The sequence below is a fragment of the Acinetobacter sp. CIP 64.7 genome (assembly GCF_000369745.1).
Taxonomy (GTDB): domain Bacteria; phylum Pseudomonadota; class Gammaproteobacteria; order Pseudomonadales; family Moraxellaceae; genus Acinetobacter; species Acinetobacter fasciculus.
The window spans coordinates 82,384-100,571 of sequence record NZ_KB850183.1 but is presented as its reverse complement, the minus strand read 5'-3'; the positions used below and the strand labels follow the sequence as shown (position 1 = coordinate 100,571).

At 44.5% G+C, this 18,188-nt stretch carries 16 protein-coding genes; 12 read left to right on the top strand and 4 right to left on the bottom strand.

Annotation, left to right across the window (positions count from 1 at the left end; translation table 11 throughout):
- Positions 1–13 precede the first annotated feature (13 nt).
- The 3 genes from F890_RS17230 (at position 14) to F890_RS17220 (ending at position 1,690) form a co-directional block, all read left to right on the top strand.
- On the top strand, positions 14–778 hold the full coding sequence (locus F890_RS17230; RefSeq protein ID WP_005101346.1) for an IS5 family transposase: 765 nt from the start codon (positions 14–16) through the stop codon (positions 776–778).
- Positions 775–1,215: a hypothetical protein gene (locus F890_RS17225; protein ID WP_005268217.1), complete on the top strand. Its 441-nt coding sequence runs from the start codon at positions 775–777 to the stop codon at positions 1,213–1,215. Before F890_RS17230 ends, F890_RS17225 begins: the two co-directional genes overlap by 4 nt.
- A 151-nt stretch (positions 1,216–1,366) precedes the next feature.
- A complete protein-coding gene (locus F890_RS17220) occupies positions 1,367–1,690 on the top strand; it encodes an ankyrin repeat domain-containing protein (protein ID WP_005268216.1) in 324 nt (107 codons plus the stop codon).
- 49 nt (positions 1,691–1,739) lie between these two features.
- Here F890_RS17220 and F890_RS17215 read toward each other — a convergent pair whose 3' ends face one another.
- Positions 1,740–2,291, bottom strand: coding sequence for a type 1 glutamine amidotransferase domain-containing protein (locus tag F890_RS17215; RefSeq protein ID WP_005268215.1), 552 nt, complete (start codon positions 2,289–2,291; stop codon positions 1,740–1,742).
- Positions 2,292–2,658: 367 nt separating this feature from the next.
- Complete coding sequence (locus tag F890_RS17210) at positions 2,659–3,348, bottom strand: TIGR04219 family outer membrane beta-barrel protein (protein WP_005268214.1); 690 nt, start codon at positions 3,346–3,348, stop codon at positions 2,659–2,661.
- A 134-nt stretch (positions 3,349–3,482) separates the two neighbouring features.
- Here F890_RS17210 and F890_RS17205 point away from each other — a divergent pair, with 134 nt between their 5' ends.
- From F890_RS17205 to zupT, 4 genes are all read left to right on the top strand, one after another.
- Positions 3,483–4,931 (top strand): aldehyde dehydrogenase family protein, encoded by a 1,449-nt coding sequence (locus F890_RS17205; protein WP_026056551.1) that lies wholly within the window; start codon positions 3,483–3,485, stop codon positions 4,929–4,931.
- Between the two features lie 585 nt (positions 4,932–5,516).
- Positions 5,517–6,992, top strand: coding sequence for a sodium-dependent transporter (locus tag F890_RS17200; RefSeq protein WP_005268212.1), 1,476 nt, complete (start codon positions 5,517–5,519; stop codon positions 6,990–6,992).
- Between the two features lie 10 nt (positions 6,993–7,002).
- Positions 7,003–7,113 carry a methionine/alanine import family NSS transporter small subunit gene (locus F890_RS18410; RefSeq protein WP_005268210.1) on the top strand — a complete coding sequence of 37 codons (111 nt, stop codon included), beginning with the start codon at positions 7,003–7,005 and terminating at the stop codon, positions 7,111–7,113.
- 88 nt (positions 7,114–7,201) lie between these two features.
- A complete protein-coding gene (gene zupT, locus F890_RS17195; RefSeq protein ID WP_005268208.1) occupies positions 7,202–8,011 on the top strand; it encodes a zinc transporter ZupT in 810 nt (269 codons plus the stop codon).
- Between the two features lie 70 nt (positions 8,012–8,081).
- Here the strand turns inward: zupT and rsmB are convergent, their stop codons facing one another.
- Both rsmB and fmt read right to left on the bottom strand, forming a co-directional pair.
- Positions 8,082–9,389: a 16S rRNA (cytosine(967)-C(5))-methyltransferase RsmB gene (rsmB, locus tag F890_RS17190; RefSeq protein WP_004280818.1), complete on the bottom strand. Its 1,308-nt coding sequence runs from the start codon at positions 9,387–9,389 to the stop codon at positions 8,082–8,084.
- The gene (gene fmt / locus F890_RS17185) at positions 9,386–10,348 is read right to left on the bottom strand and encodes a methionyl-tRNA formyltransferase (protein ID WP_005268206.1); all 963 of its coding nucleotides are present in this window, start codon (positions 10,346–10,348) and stop codon (positions 9,386–9,388) included. The genes rsmB and fmt overlap by 4 nt, the downstream gene beginning before the upstream one ends.
- Before the next feature lie 408 nt (positions 10,349–10,756).
- On the opposite strand from fmt, the gene ilvD (F890_RS17180) reads away from it, so the two are divergent.
- From ilvD (F890_RS17180) to F890_RS17160, 5 genes are all read left to right on the top strand, one after another.
- Entirely contained in the window at positions 10,757–12,586 is a 1,830-nt protein-coding gene (gene ilvD, locus F890_RS17180) for a dihydroxy-acid dehydratase (protein ID WP_026056552.1), read from the top strand.
- Between the two features lie 558 nt (positions 12,587–13,144).
- Positions 13,145–14,830 carry a dihydroxy-acid dehydratase gene (gene ilvD / locus F890_RS17175; RefSeq protein WP_004280835.1) on the top strand — a complete coding sequence of 562 codons (1,686 nt, stop codon included), beginning with the start codon at positions 13,145–13,147 and terminating at the stop codon, positions 14,828–14,830.
- A 177-nt stretch (positions 14,831–15,007) separates the two neighbouring features.
- Entirely contained in the window at positions 15,008–16,303 is a 1,296-nt protein-coding gene (locus F890_RS17170; RefSeq protein WP_005268203.1) for an RNA-guided endonuclease InsQ/TnpB family protein, read from the top strand.
- Positions 16,304–16,482: 179 nt separating this feature from the next.
- Positions 16,483–17,805, top strand: coding sequence for a hypothetical protein (locus tag F890_RS17165; protein ID WP_026056553.1), 1,323 nt, complete (start codon positions 16,483–16,485; stop codon positions 17,803–17,805).
- Positions 17,786–18,073 (top strand): chorismate mutase, encoded by a 288-nt coding sequence (locus F890_RS17160; RefSeq protein ID WP_005173592.1) that lies wholly within the window; start codon positions 17,786–17,788, stop codon positions 18,071–18,073. Before F890_RS17165 ends, F890_RS17160 begins: the two co-directional genes overlap by 20 nt.
- The last annotated feature ends 115 nt before the right edge of the window (positions 18,074–18,188 follow it).

The following is an 18,188-nucleotide window of genomic DNA, read 5'->3' as shown; positions in this document are numbered from 1 at the left end:
TTTACTTCTCGCTATGCCTCGTACAATGCTGAATGATCAACACTGGTCTAAGTTACTTTCTATTTTCCGAAATTTTGATATCTATTTCAAATCTAATTTGAGAAATTTTGTCGAAGCAATACTTTATAGAATAAGAACAGGCTGCCCATGGCGTGATTTGCCTAAAGAATTTGGTTCGTATAACTCAATCTTTAAAAAATATAATCGTTGGTGTAAAAATGATAAGTTAATGAAAATATTTAAATTAATTTCTTCAAGTGCTGATATGGAATGGGTTTTTATTGATAGTAGTCATGTTCGGGCACACCAACATTCTGCTGGAATAAAAGATCAGGATATTTCTAAAAGCATTGGTGGAAATAGTTCTAAAATACACTTAGCTGTTGATGCGGATGGCAATCCAATCGAAATTATTATCTCCGATGGAACGATACATGATGTCAAGATTGCTCCCAAAATGATTGAAAAACTTGATTTGAGTGAAACGGAAGTATGTTGTGCAGACAAAGGATATGACTCTGAATCATTAAGAGAACAAATATCTGCGAAAAAAACTAAAGCGAATATTCCAAGAAAATCAAATACTCAGTCAAATAATGATCATATGGATTGGTATTTATATAAAATCAGACACTTAGTTGAGAATGCATTTTGTAGGTTAAAGCAGTTCAGAGGAATAGCAACACGATATGATAAGCTAAAGTGTAGCTATGAGGGGGCAGTTGCATTAGCTTGTATATTTATTTGGCTACCTTTATCGGGTAAATTCTATACTTGAAATGTCAACAGACCCTAATTTTAGGTGCAATATTTTTAGCAAATTCTTTTGTGTATGCTCAAAAAATAAATAGTTATGAATGTGTAATAGAAGAAATATCTAATAGTTATGAATGTGTAATAGAAGAAATATCTAATAGTTATGATGTGAAAAATTTAGAGAATCATTACCTTGGTCAAACTTTCAATGTTAATCGTAGTACAGGAATCATAAGTGGGGCTTTGAAAAATGATTACGTTAATAAACCAATTATTATTGATCCAGGCTCCAAAGATAATAGTTTTAAAGTCATTAACTATTTAAAAATAGGGGAAGGATTAGGAAGAGGAAGCAATGTATATTCCCTTATTGTTGAGGAGTACCAAAGTAAACCTATCAAATCCTTTACTTATATGGACAATGCAATGGTATTTCGCGGTAATTGTAAAAATAAATAATGGATTTTGATTCTTCTCCAAGTAGTTCTCTCTTCAAACATTAAATACATAGTTTTACCGTATTTTCCTATACATATTCATAGCTATAGTTTTTTATTTAGTAGAGCGCGTTAGAATCAATCATAGATATTGAATAAATAGGATTACTCAGATGAACATCAACTCACTCTCCCCAATCCCTGAAGATGATGACGAACTGCATCTTCCTGAACTGGTGTACTGGGCATCTTTAGGCGATGTTGAGCAGGTCGAGCAGGCGCTACAGGAAGGTCTGGACGTCAACTCCGCCGATGAAGAAGGCTATAGCGCCTTACAGGCCGCCGCTGAAAATGATCATCTGGAAGTGGTCAAACTTCTGGTCAGCAAGGGTGCGGACATTGCGCATCGTAGTCCAAATACTGCTTTAGAACTGGCAGAAATGGCCGGCAATAAAGACGTTGTGGCTTATCTGAAAAGTCTGGCCGGTGGTGTCTAAATATAAAAAAGAACCTCAGTGTTGAGGTTCTTTTTTATATTGTAGGAACTTAGGCAACTTCGCCTTCAAGCTCTTTTAAGATCGCTTCATTGAAAGCCGGTAAATCGTCCGGATTGCGTGAAGTAATCAGTACCCAGTCACCGGTATTGCAGCGGTGAACCTGTTCATCGACCCATTTCCCGCCGGCATTTTCCAGATCTAGCTTGATGCTCTTATATGAGGTCAGATTCTTGTCTTTGATGCGCTGTGCATCAATCAGGGTCCATGGCCCATGACAGATTGCGGCAATCGGTTTGTGATTGTCGGCAAAATGCTGAATGATTTTCTGCGCATCCTGATTGATTCTTAAAGTATCTGCATTGACAGTGCCGCCGGGAATCACCAAAAGATCATAATCATTCGGATCGACATGGTCGAAACTGGTATCCGGCGTGTATTGGGTAGCAGCCTTGGTATCACCTTTGACAGTGGCGACATCTTCATTTTTTTCTGCAGCATGAATGACTTCAAAACCTTTGGACTTTAGAAAATTTAAAGGCTCAGTGAGTTCATCATGTTCAATGCCTTGATTGGATGTAATAAAGAGGACCTTTTTTACCATGATTGCTGTTCCCAAAAAATGTGAGGATTTTTAGCTTAACAACAAGGGGATTCTTACAATGTTGGAGTTTTAGCTCGGAACTGTTAAGCAATGATAAATAAAATAATAGGCAGAAAAAAAAGCCCCGACATCCTGTCGGGGCTTTTTCGTATCTCGTGATTTAGGTATAACTCCTGTCGTACCTCACGTCCTGGTGTTGCGATGTTATTCTTGTTTTTAGGTCTTCTGGAGCATCCTGCTCTCTATGTTTATAAAGTAATACACATCCCGGTGGCGCACTAGCAGCAGATTGCGGTTATTGCTGTACGCTTTGGCTTACATCAGCGCAGAGAAATTGAGCTGTGCAAGCTTAACCAGTTGTATTGCATTAAAAATGCACATCTAGACCGATATAAGGGCCTTTAAATTCCAGCTGTAAATCTGGACGTTGATCCTGTTCAAAATCCACTTGCATGATGCGATAACCGATTTTGGCACCGACATCGACCAGCAGATTATCAATGAAATCATATTGCAGTTCGGCTTGTACATCGGTCTTTCGGGTATCACTGCCGTGACTGTAAACCGCTTCTGCTTTGGCACTCATACCGGTAAATGGCAATTTAACTCCGGCTGTTGCATAGAGCAGTGGACTGTATTCATCCAGATCGTATTGAGTGAAAGCGCCAGCAGTCCGGTTTTCCACCGTACCATCCAGATTGGTTAAACCTGTGCCTATATCCGCATGCACAATGGTATCCAGCAATTCGTAATACAGAATATAGTCAATATTGTTCAGCTCGATATCTGAGGCATTGATAAGAGAACTCTGTTCGCTGGTGCTGTCCAGATTGACGTATTTGATTTTTGCATTTGGTAACAATGGCACCGGATGTTCTACAGCGACAGATAGTTGTGCTGTACCTTGTCGATCCAGCTCATGCTTGAAATTGTTATCCTGGCTATAGCCGTCAAAATCCCAGTAGCTGAGATCCGCTTTCACGCCGATTACATCTGCATGACTGAGCGTACTGAGTCCAAAACCGAAGAATAAGGTGGTGAGTATTTTTGCGCGCATGGCTCTATTCCCTAAAGCTTTATTAAAATTGGAGGTGTCTGGTTACTTAAAAACATCTTCTTAATATGGAGTAGCAAGTGCATGATATAGAGAATTTCAAAAATGTATATCCTTGGATTTTGCAGGACAATAAGATGGTAGCGAGAAGCACACAACAAACGAAAGAGTATGCATTATATGTCGCCGGTCAGGCCGTTCAGACGGGTGAATGGTTAGAGGTCAAACATAAATATAACCACGAACTGTATGCCCGTGTCGCCTTGGCTGATGCCAATACACTGGAACAGGCGATTCAGTCTGCCGTATATGCTGAAGCCGAAATGGCTGCCTTGGAGCCGTTTCAGAAACAGAAAATTCTGCTGCATTGCGTACGCCGTTTTCGTGAGATTCATGAAGAACTGACTGAAATTCTGATTGCAGAAGGGGGCAAGCCGCGTAAAGCAGCTGAAGCCGAAGTTGAACGTCTGATTAATACTTTCCAGATTGCCGCAGATGCCGTGACCCAAGTTGATCAGGGACGTATGCTGCCTTTGGCCGTGACTGCGGCAGCATCCGGTTATCGGGGCATTGTAAAACAGGTGCCGATTGGTGCAGTGTCTTTGATTAGTCCGTTTAATTTTCCTTTAAACCTGACCGCGCATAAAATTGCTCCTGCGATTGCAGCCGGTTGTCCCTTTGTGCTGAAACCACCTAGCCTGACCCCGATTTCTGCCTTAAAAATTGCTGAAATTATGGCGGAAACCGATTTACCGCGAGGTGCGTTTTCGGTATTGCCCTGTCCGCGAGAGCTGGCTGATCTACTGGTCACCGATGAGCGTTTTAAATTACTCAGTTTTACCGGTTCCGATGCTGTAGGCTGGGATATGAAAGCGCGTGCCGGTCGTAAAAAAGTGGTCTTGGAGCTGGGTGGCAATGCTGCTGTCATGATTGAGCCAGATACCGAAATTAACGATGCCTTGATTAACCGTCTAATTGGCGGGGCGTATAACCATGCCGGACAGGTGTGTATCAGTGTGCAACGCATTTTGGTGCATCAGCAGATTTATACTGAAGTGAAAGAAAAACTACTGGCGAAACTGAAAACGATTAAAGCAGCCGATCCGAATTTAAGCACGACCTTGGTTGGTCCGATGATCAAAGAAGCAGAAGCTAAACGCCTGAAAAAATGGCTGGATAAAGCCTTGAAAAAAGATGCGAAAATCCTGATTGGAGGTGAGCTAAATGGTGTGATGTTCGCACCGACCTTGCTGGAAAATGTAGACCACAGTCTGGAAATCTACCGTGATGAAGCCTTTGGCCCGGTGGCAATTCTGGAAGCGTATGCTGATTTCGAATCCGGTATTGCCTGTATCAACCGCAGCCGTTTTGGCTTGCAAGCTGGGGTCTATACCCAGAATCTGAACAAGATGCTGTATGCCTGGGATCATCTGCATGTGGGCGGTGTCATCATCAATGATATTCCGTCTTTCCGGGTCGATAACATGCCTTATGGCGGGGTCAAAGATTCAGGTCTGGGTCGTGAAGGAATTCAGTCAGCCATTCGCGACATGCAGGAAGAGCGCATGCTGGTGATTAAAGCCTAAGTTTAGAATACTCATCGCTTCGATATCACAGGCAGCTTGTTTTAAATCTGCTTGTGATATTTAAACCGGTTTTTAAAGAGGTCAAAATTCCATGAGAGAATTTGATTTCCCATATCACGGCTTGGTCATTTGCCTTAGTATGAGCCGTTTCATCTTCAAATAATGATCTAAAAACAGATGCTGGATCAGAGTCTTGGAATACATTTTTTGAAACAGCGACCCTGTAGTAAAACTTAAGAAAAATATATTCCAAAAAGTTTGTCAATATATAACTTGTTTAATCTGGCTTATTTCGCAGAATTATTGAACGCTTAATTCGAATAGATTATAAATAACGAATATTTTAAGCAGAATTTACAGAAAAAATTTAAAAAAGTCAGTATTGTTAAATCATCTACAAGGTCAGTTTTTCGATCAGACTTTAAGCAAGATGTAAGACCTGCTGACCTGTTTGTACATTAGAATTCGACGCCCACAAGGTGCCCTCTAATTCAAACACCCAAAATTATTGAAAATGCTTCTTTTTTTGCTTGCGCCATAACCATAACAAGCAGCATCTAAAGGGGTTAAAAGTTTAGGTGTTCTATGACAGAAACTCGTGAGAATTGGTCCGCACGATCAGGATTCATTATTGCAGCGATTGGTTCCGCCGTTGGCTTGGGGAATATCTGGCGTTTCCCTTATGTTGCCTATGAAAATGGTGGCGGGGCATTCCTGATCCCTTATCTGATTGCGATTTTCGCAGCAGGTTTACCTTTATTGTTTTTAGACTATGCGGTCGGACACAAGTTCCGTAAAGCACCGCCTATGGCCTATAAAAAACTCATGAATGCCGAATCCTTGGGTTGGTGGCAGGTCATGGTCACTCTGGTGATCGGAATTTACTATGCCAGTGTCTTGTCTTGGGCCGGCAGCTATATGTTCTATTCCTTTGGACAGCAGTGGGGCACAGATACTCAAGGCTTCTTCTTCAATACTTACCTGCAAAATGGTGAGGGCCTGACTTTCGGTTTCGTACCTGTACTGTTCTTCGGTCTGGTAGTCGTTTGGGCAGCAGTCATGCTGATTCTTTACGGTGGCGTACGCCGTGGGGTAGAACTGGCGAATAAAATCTTTATGCCATTGCTGGTGATTTTATTCACGATCCTAGTGATTCAGGCAGTCCGTTTACCGGGTGCAGTCGATGGTTTAAATGCTTTCTTCACGCCGAACTGGGAAGCGATGGCCAACTATAAAGTCTGGTTAGCCGCTTTTGGTCATATCTTCTTCTCATTGTCAGTGGGCTTCGGGATCATGTTGACCTATGCATCTTACCTGAAACGCAAAACCAACCTGACCGGTTCCGGGATCGTGGTGGCACTGGCCAACTCGTCTTTTGAAATCCTGGCGGGTATTGGTGTCTTTGCCGCGCTTGGTTTTATGGCATTCAGCTCAGGTGCGAAAGTTGAAGATGTGGTGTCCGGTGGTATTGGTCTGGCCTTTATTGCGTTTCCGAAAATCATTTCCAGTTTAGGTGCAGGTGGTGACCTGTTCGGTTTCCTGTTCTTTGGTTCATTGACGGTGGCGGGTATTACCTCCATGGTGAGCATCCTGCAAGTTCCGATTGCTGCATTCCAGGACAAGCTGGGCTGGTCAAAGAACAAGTCAGTGACGATTATTGCTGGTGGTTCAGCAGTGATTTCTACCCTGATGTTCTCGACACATAGTGCGATTACCTTTGTCGATATCATCGACTACTTTGCCAATAACATCGGTATTGTCGGTGGTGGTCTGTTATCGATTATTCTGTTGTCGTGGTTCCGTCGTCCATTAATGAAACAGCTGGAAGGCCATGTGAATGAGTTTGCCAGCGTGAAACTGGGTGCCAGCTGGAACTTCATGCTGACGGTGATCACGCCTTTGTCATTATTGCTGGCATTGGGCTTGACCCTGAAATCCGTCATGGCAGAAGGTTATGGTGGCTATGCTGCCAGTACCCTATGGATGGTAGGTGGAGGAGTGATGGCATTCTTTATTCTGGGTGCCATTCTGTTCAGCCTGATCAAAGACCGTCACAGCTAGGAGAGCGACTATGAATACATCTGCACTAATCATGATGATCATCTCCATCGTTTTATTATGGGGTGGTCTGGTACTGGCTGTGATTCATCTGGTAAAGAATCCGGAAGAACCAGAAGACTAAAAATCTTCACATAAACGTACTGTTGCCATAAACGGAAGTCATTATCATCCTTGATGATAATGACTTTTTTAATGGCTGATGCTTTGACATGATTTCCGTTTCAGATGGACAAGTATATACAGCCTTTGCCGTAACTTTATTTGCCGGGCTGGCCACCGTGGTGGGTGGGGGGCTGGTATTATTCTTAAAAAAACCCAATTTCCGCCTGCTGGCCTTTGGTTTGGCCTTTGCTGCCGGTGCCATGATCTATGTCTCTTTAACCGAAATTCTGAACAAATCGATTGCGTCCTTTAGTCTGGATTTTGATGAAAAAACCGGTTTTGCCTTTGGCACTTTTGCTTTTTTACTGGGCGTGGTTTTGGTGTTATTGCTGGATCGCTTTGTGCCGAATCCGCATGACACGATTGAAACCCATTCTGCCAAGGGCGTCAGTTCCCCCCAATTACTGCGTACCGGTATGCTGACCCTGTTTGCGATTAGCGCACATAACCTACCAGAAGGACTGGCGACGTTTTTTGCCACACTAGAAAGCCCAGCTTTAGGTGCGCCGTTGGCGGTGGCAATTGCGATTCATAATGTGCCAGAAGGTGTGGCGATAGCCTTGCCGGTATATATGGCCACCGGCCGTAAAGATTATGCGCTCTGGGCCAGTCTGGTCTCGGGCCTGGCCGAACCATTGGGGGCAGCGCTCGGTTATTTTATTCTGGCACCTTATATGAGTGAAACCGTCTATGGTCTGATCTTTGGGGTGATTGGCGGCGTGATGGTTTATCTGGCACTGGATGAATTATTGCCGACGGCAAAACGCTATGCCAAAGGACATGAAACGGTATATGGGCTGGTCAGTGGCATGGCTGCATTGGCCAGCAGTCTGGTGATTTTTAAGTTTATTCAATAAACCTCATATTCACTAAATCACGAGATATAAAAAAGGCAGCTTAGGCTGCCTTTCATTTTAAACGCATGATTTATGCCGTTTTTTCAATACGGCAATAGAAGAAGCCGTCGCCTTGATCCGCTTTCGGTAACAATTGACGGCCATGAATCTGTTCGATGCCCCAATCGGCTTCGATTTTGATTTCTTTGGCATCGGCATGTTGAGCAAAGAACTCGACCATCTGTTGTTCATTTTCGGCTTTCAGAATTGAACAGGTGATGTACAGCAACGTACCACCGACTTTCAGTTGCTGCCACATATTTTCCAGAATCTGCTTTTGCAGCTGTACCGTTTGCGGAATATCGGTAGAGTGACGTAACAAGCGAATATCCGGATGACGACGGATCACACCAATTGCAGAGCATGGTGCATCCAGTACGATACAATCGACCGGCTCCGGAGCGGTCCAGGTGATCGCATCAGCCGCGATAATTTCAACGTCGGCATATTCAGTTAACAGTAAACGTTCCAGATTTTCTGCCACACGGACTAAACGTTTAGCATCCTGATCAATGGCATAGAGTTTTTTCGGGCTGTATTTTTCCAAGATATGCGCAGTCTTACCCCCTGGCGCAGCGCAGGCATCTACTACGATTTTGCCTTCAAGGTCAGGAACTAAGGTCGCACACAGCTGGGCATGTTCATCCTGCACCGAGAAACCGCCGGCTTCATAGCCCGGCAGGTTCGGAATATGCACATTCTGTTCCAGTACAATCCCAACTTCAGAAAGAGTACAGGCACGTGCTTCATAGCCTTCTTCTTCCAGAATTTCCAGATATTCATCACGGCTGACCTGATTGATATTGACACGCAAGGTAAGCGGCGCAATCTGTTTCAAGTCATGTGACAGCTCGGCAAGCTGTTCCGGCCAGTCTTTCTTTAAACGCTTGTAGAGCCAGCTTGGCAGGCCATGCGCCTGATTTAAAGCCAGGTCAAATTCTTCTGTTTCACGTGAAACACGACGCAGTACCGCATTGACCAGACCGCTTAAAGGTTCAAATCCCAGCTGTTTGGCTGCAGTGACGGTTTCTGAAATCGCAGCATGTGCCGGAATACGCGTACATAGAATCTGGTACAAACCCAAATATAAGCAGCTTTCTAGAGCCTGGTTATCAAGAGGTTTGGTTAATAGCGGCAGGGTGATGGCTTTCAGGCCATGCCACTGACGTAAACAGCCTAGCGTTAACTCGTGATAAAGACCACGGTCACGTTCAGACACAATATTAATATGTTGATTGAGTACAGAAGCAAGTGATTGGCCATTTTGTACAGCCAATAGCGTTTTTACAACTTGCGCGCGCAAATTCAAATTTTTAGCTGATGATTGAATTTGGCTCATGCGAATTTATATCCTACCGATAGTTTTTGAGTTTGATTAATTTGAACAGCATTCAGGGCTTTGCCGCCTGGCCATTGCAGATTGGTGATGCAAATGACATTTTGATCGCCACACATTACATGCACGCCGTCTTTATCCAGGGTAATTACTTCACCAGGCAGGGCATTGCTTGCGTTTTGCTTGGAAAGTGATGAACTCCAGATGCGTAAATTGTTGCTGTCATCAAGCGGGGTAAATGCCACTGGCCAAGGATTAAAGGCACGAATATTACGGTCAATGTCTGCTGCAGGCTGGGTCCAATCAATTTGCGCTTCGGCTTTTGTCAGTTTATGCGCGTAAACCGTCAGGCTTTCATCCTGAACTTCACGAGTCTCAAGATAGTGCTGTAAAGTCTGTTCCGATTCGAGCACGGCCACAATCGCCTCAGCACCTTGTAACGCCAGTTTGTCATGCAGGCTGGCAGAAGTATCCTCGGCGCTAATCGGGCACAATGTTTTATACATCATATCCCCGGTATCCAGACCGGCCGCCATTTTCATAATGGTTACACCGGTCTCGGCATCGCCGGTAGCAATCGCGCGCTGAATCGGGGCTGCACCGCGCCAGCGCGGCAACAGGGAACCATGAATATTCAGGCAACCATATTTTGGCGTATCCAGAACCACTTGTGGCAGGATCAGGCCATAAGCCGCCACTACCATCACATCTGCATTTAAGGCTTTAAGTTCCGCTTGCGCTGCCAGACCTTCTTCAGTCGAAGATTTGAAGTGAAGCGGTTGGTAGACCGGAATATTATTTTCTAAAGCCAGCTGCTTGACTGCAGAAGCTCTCAGTTTTTGTCCACGTCCAGCTTTGCGGTCCGGTTGAGTGTAGACCGCAACAATTTCATGTTCGGTTTTAAGCAGTGCAGCCAATGCTGTGGCTGCAAATTCTGGTGTGCCCGCAAATATGATCTTCACACATGAAATTCCAAATAAACTTAAAGGGTATTATAAGCCAAAAGCCAAATTTCAGCCTAATCGTTGCAAAAACTTATCGAATAAGGCCTGTGAGTACTTGAATTTCGGTGGAATTTTTATATAAAAAAAACTCATGCAAATTGTAAAAATTATTCATGAAAGTTTTGTATTGTCCTGATGATGATGGCGGTATAGTAGATTTCATTAAGAAATTTTTATCGTCAGATCATCCAAACCTCTCTATAGACATTTTTGCCTGCATCTACACCCAAAAGGCCATCTTGTAAATCAAGGGCTTGTAGTATGATAGGTTTAAAATTCAACTGATTTAAGCTCCTTGTCAGTATGATTTAGCCAGAGTGGATCTGCCCGATTCATTGCAAGCTCAAACTTTGTTGGAAATATAAAATGCCTGACTATCGTTCAAAAACATCGACACACGGAAGAAATATGGCTGGCGCACGCGGTTTATGGCGTGCCACCGGCATGAAAGATGAAGATTTCGGTAAACCGATTATTGCGGTGGTGAACTCGTTCACCCAGTTTGTACCGGGTCATGTGCATCTTAAAGATCTGGGTCAGCTGGTGGCACGTCAAATTGAAGCGTCAGGCGGTGTAGCAAAAGAATTCAATACCATTGCGGTCGATGACGGTATTGCGATGGGTCATGACGGCATGCTGTATTCATTGCCTTCACGAGATCTGATTGCAGACTCGGTCGAGTACATGGTCAATGCCCATTGTGCCGATGCGATGGTGTGTATCTCGAACTGTGACAAGATCACCCCGGGAATGTTGATGGCCGCGATGCGCCTGAACATTCCGGTGGTATTTGTCTCTGGCGGTCCGATGGAAGCGGGCAAGGTCAAAATCCGTGGCAATGAACACGCGATTGACCTGGTGGATGCCATGGTGGTTGCGGCAGACGACAGCTTTACTGATGAAGAAGTGGCAGCTTATGAGCGTTCAGCCTGTCCTACCTGTGGTTCATGTTCAGGCATGTTCACCGCCAACTCCATGAACTGTTTGACCGAAGCTTTAGGTTTATCTTTACCGGGTAATGGTTCTACGCTGGCAACCCACGCAAATCGTAAAAAATTATTCGAGCGTGCGGGTCAATTGATTGTTGAAATCACTAAACGTCATTATGAGCAAAATGACTACAGCTTGTTGCCACGTTCAATCGCGACCAAAGCAGCGTTTGAAAATGCCATGACGCTGGATATTTCAATGGGTGGTTCAACCAATACGGTTCTGCATCTGTTGGCAGCAGCACACGAGGCTGAAGTCGACTTCACGATGACCGACATCGACCGTTTGTCGCGTAATGTGCCGGTTCTTTGTAAGGTTGCCCCAGCGAAACAGGATGTCCATATGGAAGATGTACACCGTGCCGGTGGCATCATGTCGATTCTGGGCGAACTGGATCGTGCAGGCTTGCTGGATACATCTGTTCCAACCGTCCATGAAAAAACTTTAAAAGATGCCTTGGATAAATGGGACATCATCCGTACTGAAGATGAAGACGTGTATCAATTCTTTAAGTCAGCGCCGGGCGGTGTACCAACGCAGACGGCATTCTCACAAGACCGTTACTATGCCCGTTTAGATGGTGACCGTGACAATGGCGTGATCCGTAATGCAGCCAACGCCTTCTCGCAAGATGGTGGCCTGGCAGTACTTTATGGCAACATCGCACTGGAAGGCTGTATCGTAAAAACAGCGGGTGTGGATGATTCCATCCTGAAATTCAACGGGACTGCACGTGTGTTTGAAAGCCAGGATGCTGCTGTAGAAGCGATTCTGGGCGGCAAAATCACTGCGGGTGATGTGGTGGTAATTCGCTACGAAGGTCCACGTGGTGGTCCGGGCATGCAGGAAATGCTGTATCCAACCAGTTATCTTAAATCGAAAGGTTTGGGTAAAGACTGTGCACTTTTAACGGATGGCCGTTTCTCAGGCGGTTCGTCTGGCCTTTCAATCGGTCACGTATCTCCTGAAGCTGCGGAAGGCGGTGCGATTGGTCTGGTTGAAGATGGTGACCGTATCGAAATTGATATTCCAAACCGGACTATTCACCTGGCCGTAGACGAAGCAACCATGGCAGCACGCCGTGAAGCACAAGAAGCCAAAGGCTGGAAGCCTGCGGAACAGCGTCCGCGTAAAGTGTCTAAAGCACTGAAAGCGTATGCGATGCATACTACCAGTGCCTCGAAAGGTGCAGTACGTGATATCTAATTTGTAATTTTACAGATTTAAATAGCACTCCAGATGGGGTGCTTTTTTTATACAAGAAACTATTTTTAGACTTTCCAAATTATGCCCAGTAGAATGCGACAGGAAGTCGCACGTTTGCCCGTATGGCAGGGATGCCATATCGGGCAAACAAAGGGATTTTGTTTACTTTTGGCCCGGCAAAAGTAAAAGTGCCTACGAGATAGCATTAAAAATTACTCAGGTAATTTGAGGCTGTATGGTAAAAAAATCGAAGATCCACTTAAAATCAAAGCGTTAATAACTTTAAAAGTTCTGATGATCTTTGTGCAGGCAGAATCTTACTTTTGACGGCGCAAAAGTAACAAAACGCTCTTGTTCCGCTAACTTTACTTCCCTGTAGAGTAGCGAAACGGCGACATCCATGTCGCTTGATCATGTGATTAAAATTTTTTAAGTATTCATCAAAATGTTTTTCTATAGGGTAATTTCTTTTACATGCCGAATGCTTTCTATACAATAGTCTTAAAATAAATTGCTGAAACTGAAGTTTCAAATCAGTCGACGCCCAGGAAGAAAATAATGAGTAAAGATAATATCCGCGAGCATTCTGCCCCCGTTTATGAAGGTATTGAAAATGCACCGGCGCGTTCCATGATGCGTGCCACCGGTTTTCAGGATGCCGATTTTAACCGGCCATTTATCGGCATTGCTTCGACCTGGGCCAATGTCACGCCTTGTAATATGCATATTGATGGTCTGGCCAGAACCGTAGAGCAGGGCGTGAGTGCGGCGGGTGGCAAGGGCATTATCTTTAATACCATTACCATTTCAGATGGCATTTCCAATGGCACCGAAGGCATGAAATATTCCCTGCTGTCACGGGAAGTGATCGCAGATTCGATTGAAACCGTGGTCGGCTGTCAGGCTTATGATGGTGTGATTGCCATTGGTGGCTGTGACAAAAATATGCCCGGCTGCATTATGGGGTTAGCCCGTTTAAACCGTCCGGGGCTGTTTATTTATGGCGGAACCATCAAACCGGGTGAAGGTCATACCGACATGATTTCAGTGTTTGAAGCGGTGGGTCAATATGCCAAAGGTGAAATCAACGCGATTCAGGTCAAGCATATTGAAGAGGTTTCCTTGCCAGGTCCGGGTTCGTGTGGCGGTATGTACACGGCCAACTCGATGGCCTCTGCGATTGAAGCTTTAGGCATGAGCCTGCCGGGCTCTTCGGCACAGGAAGCGGTATCGGAAGACAAGCAAATTGACTGTGCCCGGGCCGGTGAAGCGGTGATGAACCTGTTGCGACTGGATATTAAGCCGCGCGACATCATGACCAAAGCCGCCTTTGAAAACTCGATTAAAGTCTTGATTGCGCTGGGTGGTTCGACCAATGGTGTACTGCATCTTTTAGCCATGGCACATACAGCAGGAGTGGAATTGAGTCTGGATGATTTCGTGCGGATTGGTAAAGATATTCCGGTGGTGGCCGACGTGCGTCCATCAGGTAAATATCTGATGTCAGAACTGATTGCGATTGGTGGAATTCAACCACTGATGAAGCGCATGCTGGATGCCGGCATGCTGGATGGCTCATGTCTGACGGTCACAGGTAAGACGCTGGCAGAAAATCTGGCCGATGTGCAGGACTATCCGGAAGGCCAGCAGATTATTCTGCCTTTTGATGCGCCAGTGAAAAAAGACTCACATCTGGTGATTCTAAAAGGCAATCTGTCACCGAAGGGCGCGGTCGCCAAAATTACCGGTAAGGAAGGACTGCATTTTGCTGGCCCGGCTCGCGTGTTTGAAGGTGAGCAGGGTGCCATGCGCGGTATTCTGGATGGCGAAGTCCAGCCGGGTGAAGTGGTGGTGATTCGTGGCGTTGGTCCCAAAGGTGGCCCGGGAATGCCAGAAATGCTGAAACCGACCTCTGCGATTATCGGGAAGGGCTTAGGCGCTTCAGTTGCCCTGATTACCGATGGACGCTTCTCGGGTGGCAGTCACGGTTTTGTGATTGGTCATGTCACCCCCGAAGCTTATGATGGCGGCCCGATTGGTCTGGTACAAAATGGCGACCAGATTTCAATTAATGCGGAAACCCGGGAAATGACCTGGCATGTGGATGAGCCGGAGATTGCAGCACGTCAAGCAGCCTGGATCAAACCAAAACCGAACTATACCCATGGAGCACTGGCCAAATTCGCCAAACTGACCTCAGGTGCAGAAACCGGGGCGGTCACTGACTTGAATCTTGACCTCTAATCCATTGTTAAACATTGAACATTTGCTTATCTTAATCGGGCGTAAGACCCTCACCGACAGTCAGGTGGGGGATACAAGCGAGTGGCGATAGCCATATTAAAGATAATGTTTTCTTGGTTTTATTGCTTATTTTTGCTATAATTCAAACACTACAATTCTTTTATAAACAATGATTTAATGAAGATTTTACAACACTACAAGTTTAGGCTTCTGCCTAACCAAGAACAGGAAATATTGCTTAATCAAGCAATAGGTTCTGCTCGTTTTGTGTGGAATCAAATTCTCGCTAAATCATTTGAAATGTTTGCTAAAGATGAATATATTCGTTACGAAAGCATTGAAAAAAAATTAGTACCCCTTAAAAAAACACCTGAATTTTCTTTTCTTGGTCAAACATATTCAGCTTGCTTACAGCAAAAAATACGTGATCTTGCTCAAGCATGGGGTAAGTTTTACAACAAAAAAGAACAAGCTCGTTTAAAGCAAAACAAGCGGAAACCACGTAAACCCAATTTTTTTAAATTGGCTGATGGTGGTGAGATTGAGCTTAGACCACTCATGCCAAGATTCAAGAAGAAATTAGATGGTGAGCAATCTTTTAGACTTCCATTTGCAGATTGTGAGGTTATTGGTGATCGAGTTTCTTTGCCTAAAAAAACAGGTTGGATAAGATTTAAAAAATCACAAGAAATTGTTGGTAAAATTACAAGTATTACAATTAAGAAAATTTGTGGGCTTTGGTATGTTTCATTTTGTACTAACCGTGAAATCGAACAACCAATTCATCCATCAAAATCTACAATTGGTGTTGATCTTGGCATTAAGCAATTAATTACAATATCAACAGGTCAGGTATTTGACCCAATCAATAGTTTTAAAGCCAACCAAGTAAAGTTGGCTAGGCTTCAACGCAAGTTGAGAAAGAAAACCGAATTTAGTCAAAATTGGAAAAAACTTAATTTAAGGATCAATAAATTACATCATCATATTGCCAATATTCGGCATGACTACTTGCACAAAGTCACGACAACTCTCAGCAAAAACCACGCAATGATCGTAGTTGAGGACTTAAAAGTAGCCAATATGTCGAAGTCAGCCAAAGGCTCAATCGAAGAAAAAGGAAAGAATGTTAAAGCTAAATCAGGCTTAAACAAATCAATCCTAGATCAAGGTTGGTCAATGCTTGTCAATATGTTGGAGTATAAGCAACAATGGCGAGGTGGTTTACTCGTTAAGATTGACCCTAGATATACAAGTCAGACTTGTAGTTCATGCGGTCATGTTGCAAAAGAAAATAGACCTACTCAGGCTAAGTTTGAGTGTGTTAGTTGTGGTTTTAGCGAGAATGCAGATATTAACGCTTCTCGTAACATTTTAGCGGTGGGACATACCGTTTTGTCTGTCGAGGGAAGATGCGGTAAAGATCGCCCTGTGAAGCAGAAAGCAAGTGAAATCCGTGAGGAAGTCACCTAAGAGCTTTTGCTTTTAGAATCCCCCACTTGAGCTAGTCGAAAGTGGCGGGAGTATGTCAAGACTTGATATAAGTTGTTACACCATGCAGGGCTTTGGCTTCTGCGATCTTAAAAATAGATTATTCTGCGCAGCTTCTCATGGTTGAGCTGCGCACCGTCATTCTTGTCGAGGCCGATCTCATGTCCCTGTTACGCCGTTGGTTTGATCCAATCCGATCGAGTTGGTTTTACCAAAAACCGACCCGTCAAACGGTGTTATCTATTCAAGATGGGCTGAGTATCCATTTAAGACTGGATGATGTGTACAGTTATCTGGCGGTACAACAGTTGCCCCAGCTCGAAGAAATTTTAAGTCCAGAACTCAAGCCGCTGAAAGTGATCATTTCCAGTGAGCATGCCGAAGCGCCGAACCAGATGTCTTTTGATGAATGGCAGCACTACACGATTAATGATGCCAAGATCTTGTCGAAACAGCATCGTTTCAGTTTTCATGACACGCCAGAATTGCCAAGCGCTGAAGCCTTGCAACAGGCGGAACTGATTTTACGGCGCACCCCGCTGCGCGGGCAGGATTTCCTGTATCTGCTGGAAGATGTATTTCATATGCTCTGGCAAAAGCAGACCGGAAAATTACGTACCTTATATGCCATGGCCAGCCGCCATCATCAGCCACAGGATTTTCCCGAACGCATTTTTGACCAGACTCCGGTTCTGGCCAGCTATTTTGATTTGGGGGGCCGCCAGTATCAGGCGGTGGACGACCTGTTACGTTTAACCCGGCGTCTGGAGCAGCAGAAACTGCTCACCGGCAATCCGATTTTCCTGATCAATCATATTGAATGGCGTGAGCATCTGATCAGTGATGCCGAAGAGCTGAACGAGATCCAGTCGATGGACCCGGAACTGGATTTATATATTGCGCTGGAAGATCCGATTTCCTGGTTGTTGCTGGCCTATATCAAAGAAGAACTGGCGGATTATTATAATATCCAGATGAAGGTCTATCCTTTGTCTTATCGCGGCCGGGATGAGTTTGACTGGAGTCTGGCCACGCGTTTGTCGAAACGGACTGAGGTCGAATTTACCCCGTTCTGCCGCCCGACTGAGCCGGCGATTGCCCCCATGGCGCAGTTATTTTATAGCTGTCCTGAAGAACAGCGCATCGAGGCCATGTATCAGATCTTGCAAGCTGTCTGGACCCGTGGTCAAGACTTGTCCTATGCACCGCATTTTAAGCGTATGCAGCAGCAACTCAACATTGCCGAGCTGAGCCAGGACGATATTCTGGCCAAGTTGCAGGACAATGATATGCTCTGTGAAATGAAGTCGCAGCCAAACTTTCCGGTACTGGAGTTACGCATAGATGATCAAAGTTATACATTTAATAGCTTATATCGGGTCTGGATGATTGAAAGTATTTTCAGTAATGTGTTAGAAGAAAAGTATAAGAGTAATAATCAAACTGAAAGTGAATTGAAAAAACATGGAAAAGATCAAAGCTGAATCATTAGAACATGCACGTCAACAGATCGATGCCATTGATACAGCTTTAGTTGAGCTGATCGCTGCGCGTCAATTTTATGTTGATCAAACCACCCGTTTTAAAAAAACTGAAACCGATTTACAGTCACCTGAACGTATGGAACAGATTGTAGAACATGTCAGAGCACTGGCGCAGCAGCAGGGCGTCGATCAGGAATTTATTGAACATCTGTATCGTGAAATGTTTCATTATTTCATTCAACGTGAATTGAAAGAGTTTCGCCCTTAACCAGACTTGTGCTTTAACAGAAGCCTTGCGGGGCTTCTTTTCATTTCTTTCATCGCAAGGTTGCAAAATATAAAGATAAAAAAAGCAGCCTAAGGGCTGCTATAAATTTTCAATT

Coding starts and splice junctions, on each gene's coding strand:
- F890_RS17230 (WP_005101346.1), top strand. CDS start 14: ATGCCTCGTACAATGCTGAATGATCAACACTGGTCTAAGTTACTTTCT.
- F890_RS17220 (WP_005268216.1), top strand. CDS start 1,367: ATGAACATCAACTCACTCTCCCCAATCCCTGAAGATGATGACGAACTG.
- F890_RS17215 (WP_005268215.1), bottom strand. CDS start 2,291: ATGGTAAAAAAGGTCCTCTTTATTACATCCAATCAAGGCATTGAACAT.
- F890_RS17210 (WP_005268214.1), bottom strand. CDS start 3,348: ATGCGCGCAAAAATACTCACCACCTTATTCTTCGGTTTTGGACTCAGT.
- F890_RS17205 (WP_026056551.1), top strand. CDS start 3,483: ATGGTAGCGAGAAGCACACAACAAACGAAAGAGTATGCATTATATGTC.
- F890_RS17200 (WP_005268212.1), top strand. CDS start 5,517: ATGACAGAAACTCGTGAGAATTGGTCCGCACGATCAGGATTCATTATT.
- F890_RS18410 (WP_005268210.1), top strand. CDS start 7,003: ATGAATACATCTGCACTAATCATGATGATCATCTCCATCGTTTTATTA.
- zupT (WP_005268208.1), top strand. CDS start 7,202: ATGATTTCCGTTTCAGATGGACAAGTATATACAGCCTTTGCCGTAACT.
- rsmB (WP_004280818.1), bottom strand. CDS start 9,389: ATGAGCCAAATTCAATCATCAGCTAAAAATTTGAATTTGCGCGCGCAA.
- ilvD (WP_026056552.1), top strand. CDS start 10,757: ATGCCTGACTATCGTTCAAAAACATCGACACACGGAAGAAATATGGCT.
- ilvD (WP_004280835.1), top strand. CDS start 13,145: ATGAGTAAAGATAATATCCGCGAGCATTCTGCCCCCGTTTATGAAGGT.
- F890_RS17170 (WP_005268203.1), top strand. CDS start 15,008: ATGAAGATTTTACAACACTACAAGTTTAGGCTTCTGCCTAACCAAGAA.
- F890_RS17165 (WP_026056553.1), top strand. CDS start 16,483: ATGTCCCTGTTACGCCGTTGGTTTGATCCAATCCGATCGAGTTGGTTT.
- F890_RS17160 (WP_005173592.1), top strand. CDS start 17,786: ATGGAAAAGATCAAAGCTGAATCATTAGAACATGCACGTCAACAGATC.